General features: G+C 69.2%; 8 protein-coding genes. 4 read left to right on the forward strand and 4 right to left on the reverse strand.

The window, feature by feature from the left end; translation table 11 throughout:
* The first annotated feature begins 201 nt into the window (after positions 1-201).
* A complete protein-coding gene (locus ACFU99_RS29130; protein WP_384397665.1) occupies positions 202-1,044 on the forward strand; it encodes a YceI family protein in 843 nt (280 codons plus the stop codon).
* Positions 1,045-1,111: 67 nt separating this feature from the next.
* Here the strand turns inward: ACFU99_RS29130 and ACFU99_RS29135 are convergent, their stop codons facing one another.
* From ACFU99_RS29135 to ACFU99_RS29145, 3 genes are all read right to left on the reverse strand, one after another.
* Complete coding sequence (locus tag ACFU99_RS29135) at positions 1,112-1,915, reverse strand: TetR/AcrR family transcriptional regulator (protein WP_384397667.1); 804 nt, start codon at positions 1,913-1,915, stop codon at positions 1,112-1,114.
* A gap of 327 nt (positions 1,916-2,242) precedes the next feature.
* Positions 2,243-3,274, reverse strand: coding sequence for a methyltransferase domain-containing protein (locus ACFU99_RS29140; RefSeq protein ID WP_384397669.1), 1,032 nt, complete (start codon positions 3,272-3,274; stop codon positions 2,243-2,245).
* Between the two features lie 157 nt (positions 3,275-3,431).
* Positions 3,432-3,563: a hypothetical protein gene (locus ACFU99_RS29145; RefSeq protein WP_384397671.1), complete on the reverse strand. Its 132-nt coding sequence runs from the start codon at positions 3,561-3,563 to the stop codon at positions 3,432-3,434.
* 337 nt (positions 3,564-3,900) lie between these two features.
* On the opposite strand from ACFU99_RS29145, the gene ACFU99_RS29150 reads away from it, so the two are divergent.
* The gene (locus tag ACFU99_RS29150; protein ID WP_384397673.1) at positions 3,901-5,157 is read left to right on the forward strand and encodes a helix-turn-helix transcriptional regulator; all 1,257 of its coding nucleotides are present in this window, start codon (positions 3,901-3,903) and stop codon (positions 5,155-5,157) included.
* A gap of 14 nt (positions 5,158-5,171) precedes the next feature.
* On the forward strand, positions 5,172-5,537 hold the full coding sequence (locus tag ACFU99_RS29155; RefSeq protein WP_384397675.1) for a hypothetical protein: 366 nt from the start codon (positions 5,172-5,174) through the stop codon (positions 5,535-5,537).
* Between the two features lie 78 nt (positions 5,538-5,615).
* On the opposite strand, the gene ACFU99_RS29160 is transcribed toward ACFU99_RS29155, so the two are convergent.
* On the reverse strand, positions 5,616-5,894 hold the full coding sequence (locus tag ACFU99_RS29160) for an ATP-binding protein (RefSeq protein WP_384397677.1): 279 nt from the start codon (positions 5,892-5,894) through the stop codon (positions 5,616-5,618).
* Positions 5,895-5,924: 30 nt separating this feature from the next.
* Between ACFU99_RS29160 and ACFU99_RS29165 the strand changes: the two genes are divergently transcribed.
* A complete protein-coding gene (locus ACFU99_RS29165) occupies positions 5,925-6,056 on the forward strand; it encodes a hypothetical protein (protein ID WP_384397678.1) in 132 nt (43 codons plus the stop codon).
* The last annotated feature ends 235 nt before the right edge of the window (positions 6,057-6,291 follow it).

Consider the following 6,291-nt stretch of genomic DNA (forward strand, 5'->3'; position numbering starts at 1 on the left):
GTCCCAGGGGCCCCGGCGGCGACCGGCTTACAGGCAGGGGACGGCCTGCGCGCCGCCGCCGGGGTCCGGCATCCACTACGTACGTACGCCCGGCAGGCGGCCACGTACAGCGGGCCCCACGACCCCCGCGAGAGCCCACAGCACATCCCCCCACACGTCCCCACACGTACGACGAGCGAGAAATCGGGAGCGGGAACGGCAATGACCACCACTGGGGCAGGACTGCGGGGGCGCGTGCGCACCCGCGACGGCTGGGCGGTGCAGCACGCGGTGCTCACCATGACCGACATGCAGGGCGCGCAGGTGCTGCGCGCCCAGGCCGACGACGACGGCGCGGTCCACTCGGACCAGCCGCTGCCGCCCGGCCCGTACACGGTCATCGCGACCGCCGTCGGCTACGCCCCGGCCGCCTCGACCGCCATCGTCACCGCCTCCGGGCGCGCCGACGTCGGCACCGTGGTCCTCGCCCGGCTGGGCGGCGTGGAGCTGCCGCCGCCCGGGGCGTGGACGATCGACCCGATGCACTCCTCGGTGGGCGCGGTCGCGCAGCACCTGGGGATCTCCAGCGTGCGGGGGCGGTTCACGGAGTTCGCGGGGCGCATCGAGATCGCGGAGAGTGTCGAGGACACCGGCAAGTCGGCCGTGGAGGCCGTCATACGGGCCGACTCCATCGACACCGGCAACGCCATGCGGGACGGTCACCTGAAGTCCGCCGACTTCCTGAACGTCGAGGCGTACCCGGAGATCACCTACCGCTCCACGGGCCTGGAGCCCGCCGGCGCCGACCGCTGGACGGTCCACGGCGAACTGGCCCTGCACGGCGTGGTGCGGCCCGTGGACCTCGATCTGACCTACCTCGGCACCGGCCCGGACCCGTGGGGCGGCACCCGCGCCGCGTTCCGCGCCACCGCCGAGCTGCGCCGCGAGGACTTCGCGATGAACTACAACCAGGTCGTCGCGGCGGGCATCGCGGCGATCGGCACCACGCTGCGGGTCGAGCTCGACATCCAGGCGGTGCAGGGGACGGAGCTGCCGGGGCTGTAAGACCCGGCGGTAGCGGTAGGGGGCGTACGGAAGTCCGTACGCCCCCTCCTGACGTCTATGAACCGTCCTACCGCCCCGCGTCCTGCCCGCTCCGCCTCAGCGCGCGGTCGCGCAGCACCTCGATGCCCGCGATGGCGCAGTCCAGCGCCACCTCGAAGTCGTGGGCGCGCATGGCCTCGACGTCGGTGCTGGGGCGGGCGTCCATCAGCTCCTTGGACTCCGCGAACTCCGGCCGCCCGTTGACGGTGGCCATGACCTCGTGGAAGTACTCGTCCTGGGTGAGCCCCGCCTCGCGGCAGCGGGCGGCGAAGCGGCCCTCGATCGTGCCGTAGCCGTAGACGAACTGGAAGACGAGGGCCAGGGCCCCGGGGACCTCTGCCACCGGCAGCCCGCTGTTGACCGCGACGCGCTGGGCGGCGGTGGCGAACTTCATCGCGTGCGGGCCGATGTTGAGGTACTCGCCGATCAGCCGGGAGACCCATGGGTGGTTCACCAGCATGGCGCGGTTGGTCTCGGCCAGCTGGCGCAGTTGGTCGCGCCAGTCCGCGTCCGTGCCCTCCTCGGGCACCTCCAGCTCGGCGGCGGCCGCGTCGACGGCGTACTCCAGGAGGTCGTCCTTGGTGTCGACGTACCAGTAGACGGACATGGCGGTGACGCCCAGCTCCGCCGCCAGCCGCCGCATCGAGAACTTCGTCAGACCCTCGGCGTCGAGCAGCCGGACGGTGGCCGCGACGATCCGGTCGTGGTCGAGCCCGGCGGTCTGCTCGGCGGCGGCGCCGGCCGGTCCGGAGTGGTCCGCCCGGCGTTTGGGAGCGGGCCGTTCGTTCAGCCACACACTGGCCCGGATGGTGCGGGTGCGGCCGCTCGCCATGGCGCGCTCTCCTTCTGCGATGCGCTGGTGGTACGTATCCGATGCTAAGGCCCGGACCGGACGGAGCCGCCCCCGCGGTCCGGGCCCGGCGACACCCGCCGCCACCGTCCAGCCGGGCCCGGCAGCGCTCAGCCGCCGACCGGTACGCCCTCCTCCGCTTCCTGCTCCGGCGGCGGGAGCTCGGCGCGCAGCGGGAGTTGAGGACCGCGCCCAGCACGGCTACGCCCGAACCATTGCCGAACTCGGTCAAGGTGCCGTTGACGCCTGCGCCGACGCCCGCCTTCGCCGGCGGAATGGCGGACATGATCGCGTGGCGTGTGCAGGTGGTCAGCCCAGGCGAGGGACAGGGTTGTCGGGGGTGTCGAGCCACGGCACATGGGTGCCGTCGGAGGCAGCCGTGAGGCCGAAGCGCTCCGGCCCAGGGTGGCCCGCGTCGCGCCACCAGTGGTAAGCGGCTTCGACCGATTCCCACAGACGGCGGGGCCCGTGCTCCCACACGGTGAACCGGTCCGAGTTCTGCCCGTCCCAGTCCACGGCCGCCCACGAAGTGGCGTCGGTGGTGGCCAGCCACAGGCGGGAAGTGACGCCCTCCACGTCGGGGTCCTCGTGCCAGGTCCGCCACACGTCCCGGAGCTGGAGGCCGATCGCGAACTGTGCCACCCAGTCGTCGCCGGAGACCGCCCAGGGAGGAAGCAGGGTCGAGGATTCGGCCGGCACATGGTCGTCACGGACCACATCACGGTAGATCCGCAGGTCCGTGCGCTGGCCGCGCATCAGCATGAACGCGGAGTGTGGGGAGAAGAACCCCGAGGCCGTCCCGTGTCCGTCCACGACGAGCCGCAGCAGCCCGTAGCAGAACCACGGCGACTCCCACGGCAGCAGGATCACGCCCCCCGGTTTCGTCTGGGCGATCCAAGCCGGGGGGATCGAGCGCACCGAACACGTGGCCAACACCCGTTCGTAAGGGCCGCCCGGCTCGTACCCGAAGTGCCCGTCCCCAAGGATGACGTGGGGCTCCAGCCCGATGCTCTTGAGACGCATCGCGGCTTGTGCGGAGAGAGCCGGGTCCACTTCGACGGTGGTCACCCGATCCGGCCCGAGGCGGTGAGCGAGCAACCCCGCGTTCCACCCTGTCCCCGTGCCGATCTCCAGCACCTTGTGGCCGGGCGCCACGTCCAGCATGTCGAGCATGCGAAAGACGATCGAGGGGGCCGAAGCCGAACATGAGGCCCAGCGGTCTTCGGGTTCCGCCTCCTGGCCGTCGTTGACCTGCGTGACCACAGAGGTATCCGCGTACGCGTGGCTCAGCCAGGCTTCCGGTGCCAGGTCGCGGGAGCACTCCGCCAAGTCGTCGCTCACCCAAACGGTCTGGGGAAGGAAGGAATGCCGGGGGGTAGACCAGTAGGCGCTTTCCCAGGCGGGGGCCATCGGGGCTCCGAGGCTTTCGTTCACCGAGCCGAGCAGGCTGTGCATGGCAGCCCGCTCGTCCGCTCCGATCCGTGTCATTTCCGAGTGCCTACTTCCCCTTGTGCTTCGGCTCAGGCTTCGGCTTCTCGGTGTCCGAGGACGGTTTGTTCGTTCCCGGGTCCTTCTTGCCCGAGTGCTTCCCGTCGCCGCCGCTGTCGCCCTTGCCCGTTCCCCATCCCATTGCAGTCTCCTCTGACTCGTAGTGATCGTTCAGGGCCTTGCGATGGGCCGGAGACCCATGGTGATGACCCGTCAGGCTGCCGACCTCATGCAGGCAGCCGGACGGGCGAGGGTTCCGCCCCGTCCACGTGGAGGGAGCCATGAGCCCCTGGATTCGCGTATCGAAGCTCCGTGAGAACCGATCCGGGAGGGCTCCAAGGGGGCGAAGCGGGATTTTCTCTCGCAACATCCAGACAACCGCGTGGAGTTGAGGCAGACCACCGCATCAGTACGGCATTCTTGGTGCAGATCCGATGCATCGCGGCACACCAGCGGAGCAACGTGGGGAAGGGGCCGTTGTGGGCCTTGCAGGACACAGGAAAGCCCTGGGTTACAGTCAGGAAGGTCTTGCCCACGCCCTTGGTGTCGACCGGACCACGGTCGGCCGTTGGGAGCGCGGTGAGACGGAGCCTCAGCCGCCCTTACGTCCGGAGCTGGCGGAGCTTCTGCAACTGGATCTGGCCGAACTCAACGCCCTGTTGCCCCAGCCGCAAGCCGTTTCCTCGGAGTCCGCAGGAGCGCCGCCACGCGACCACGACGACTCAGGGGACCTTGACGACATGATCCGACGTGAATTCCTACGTTTGATCGCCGTGACCGGCGCGGCGCTCGCTCTTCCCGACGACGAAACAGCGGCGCTTGTCGATGGGGCCCAGCGTGGGTCCAGCACCGATTTCCTGCGCATAAATGGACACCTGTGGCAGGTATACCAACTAGCGCGCTCAAAGCGTTCTGTCGCACCCGTCGTGCGCGATCACCTCGCCACGTTGAAGGATCGGTTGAAGGGCTGCCGAGGCGCTGAAGTATCAGAGCTGAGTGGCGCGGCAGGCGACCTCTTCCAACTTGCCGGGGAGCTTGCGTTCGACCGGAACCACTATTCCGACGCCGCCGCCTCATACAACGTGGCAGCGTCGGCGAGCCATGGAGCAGGGGCCTTCGATCTTTGGGCATGCGCGTTGGTCCGCCAGTCGTACATCGACCTGTACGACCACCGATACGAGGACGCGGCGGATGTTCTGGCGGCCGCATCACGGGTAGCGCGTCGTGGCGACACCCAATTGGCAACCCGCTATTGGGTGGCCGCCGTGGAGGCGGAGGCATACGCCGGGTTGAAGGACCTCAGCAGTTGTGAGCGCGCCATGGACGAAGCGGAGAAGGTACTGGACCTGTCCCCGTCCGGGCAAAACGGCGGCTGGATTCGGTTCGACGGTTCCCGGCTGGCGGAGGAGCGGGGAGCGCGGTACGTACAGCTTGGGCGCCTGGATCTCGCAGAACAGACCCTCATGAAGGCTCTGGGCCAGCAGGCACTTGCACAGGGGCAGTCCTACAGGCGCAGGGGAGCAGTACTCACAGATCTTGCCGCCGTCGGGGCCAGGCGACGCGACAGCGAACAGGTCCTGTCCTATGCCGGCGAGGCCCTGGAACTGGCCAGAGCTTCATCGTCCGGATACGTCACCCGTAGACTCCATTTCCTGCAAGCTGAGTTCGAGCCCCTCAGCCGTGATCGCCGAATCGTCGAGCTGGGTGCCGAGATCAGCGCGCTGCGTACGACGTGACGAGAGGGGTCAGCATGTCGGAGATCGAGGGTGCCCGCGTGTTCCGGGAGACGTGGATCACCGGAGTACGGCAGCACTTCCCCGGTGAGCCCAAGGCCGGCTATGTGACGCCATGGGAGGACACCCCGCAGTGGGAGCGAGACGCCGCCGGAGCGGTCTATATCCAGGTCAGCCAGTTCGTCGAGATCAGCGGCGGCCACGCGTCAAGGCTGTCCCGCGAGCAGAAGGGCCGTTTCGTCGCAACGTGCTGGACGGCTCAGATGTTCAAGCACTTCAAGGACCCGAAGCCCGGCTACGTGGCGGACTGGCCCGAGCTTCCTTCATGGCAGCAGGAGACGGATGCCGACATCTTCGAGGCCATCGAGAAGGCGTTGGCCTGATCTCCGGGGCTGACCTCCTGGCTGCTCTCCGAGTGCCCGCCCACCGCGCGCATCGCGAAGGCGACTGGCATGATCTGTTCACCAGCCCTTCGGCAGGAAGCGGACGGCCTTGCCGGCCGCAGTCTCCAGCACCTGGTAGCCAGGCGCGCACATCTCCATGAGTTGCATGCCCCGGCCGCCCTCCGAATCCAGAGCGACTACGCGCAGGCGCGGCAACACCGGTGACTCGTCCCAGACTTCGATCCAGAGGTCCGGGAGGACGACTACCGTGAACTCCTTGCCCGCACCGTGTCTCACGGCGTTCGTGACGGCCTCGCTCACCAAGAGTCCGCACAATTCGACCAGGTCCTGCTCCACACCGGCATCGGCGTAGATTTTCGTCGCACAATGCCGGGGCTGGGGTACGTGCTGCGGCACTCCATCCTGACGCAGCACATCATCCCGCTCACTGACTCCGAGTACGACGCCTACGTGAAGGGCGTGCAGGCCGGACAGCCCGGCCTGGTGCCCCGCCCGTAAAGCCGGCGGCCCGCTCCCCCGAATTCGCTCAGGTCGGGGAGGGCGGGCCCGGCAGCGCTCAGCCGCCGACCGGTACGCCCTCCTCCGCTTCCTGCTCCGGCGGCGCCGCGTCGGCGCGCTCGGCGCGGCGCAGCAGCAGCGCGGCCAGCACGCCGCCGACGAACACGGCCGCGGCGCCCGCCAACTGGCTTGTCTCGACGCCGGTTGAGAAGGCGTCGGCGACGGCGGAGCGGTC

The sequence above is a fragment of the Streptomyces sp. NPDC057654 genome, from assembly GCF_042800135.1.
Taxonomy (GTDB): domain Bacteria; phylum Actinomycetota; class Actinomycetes; order Streptomycetales; family Streptomycetaceae; genus Streptomyces.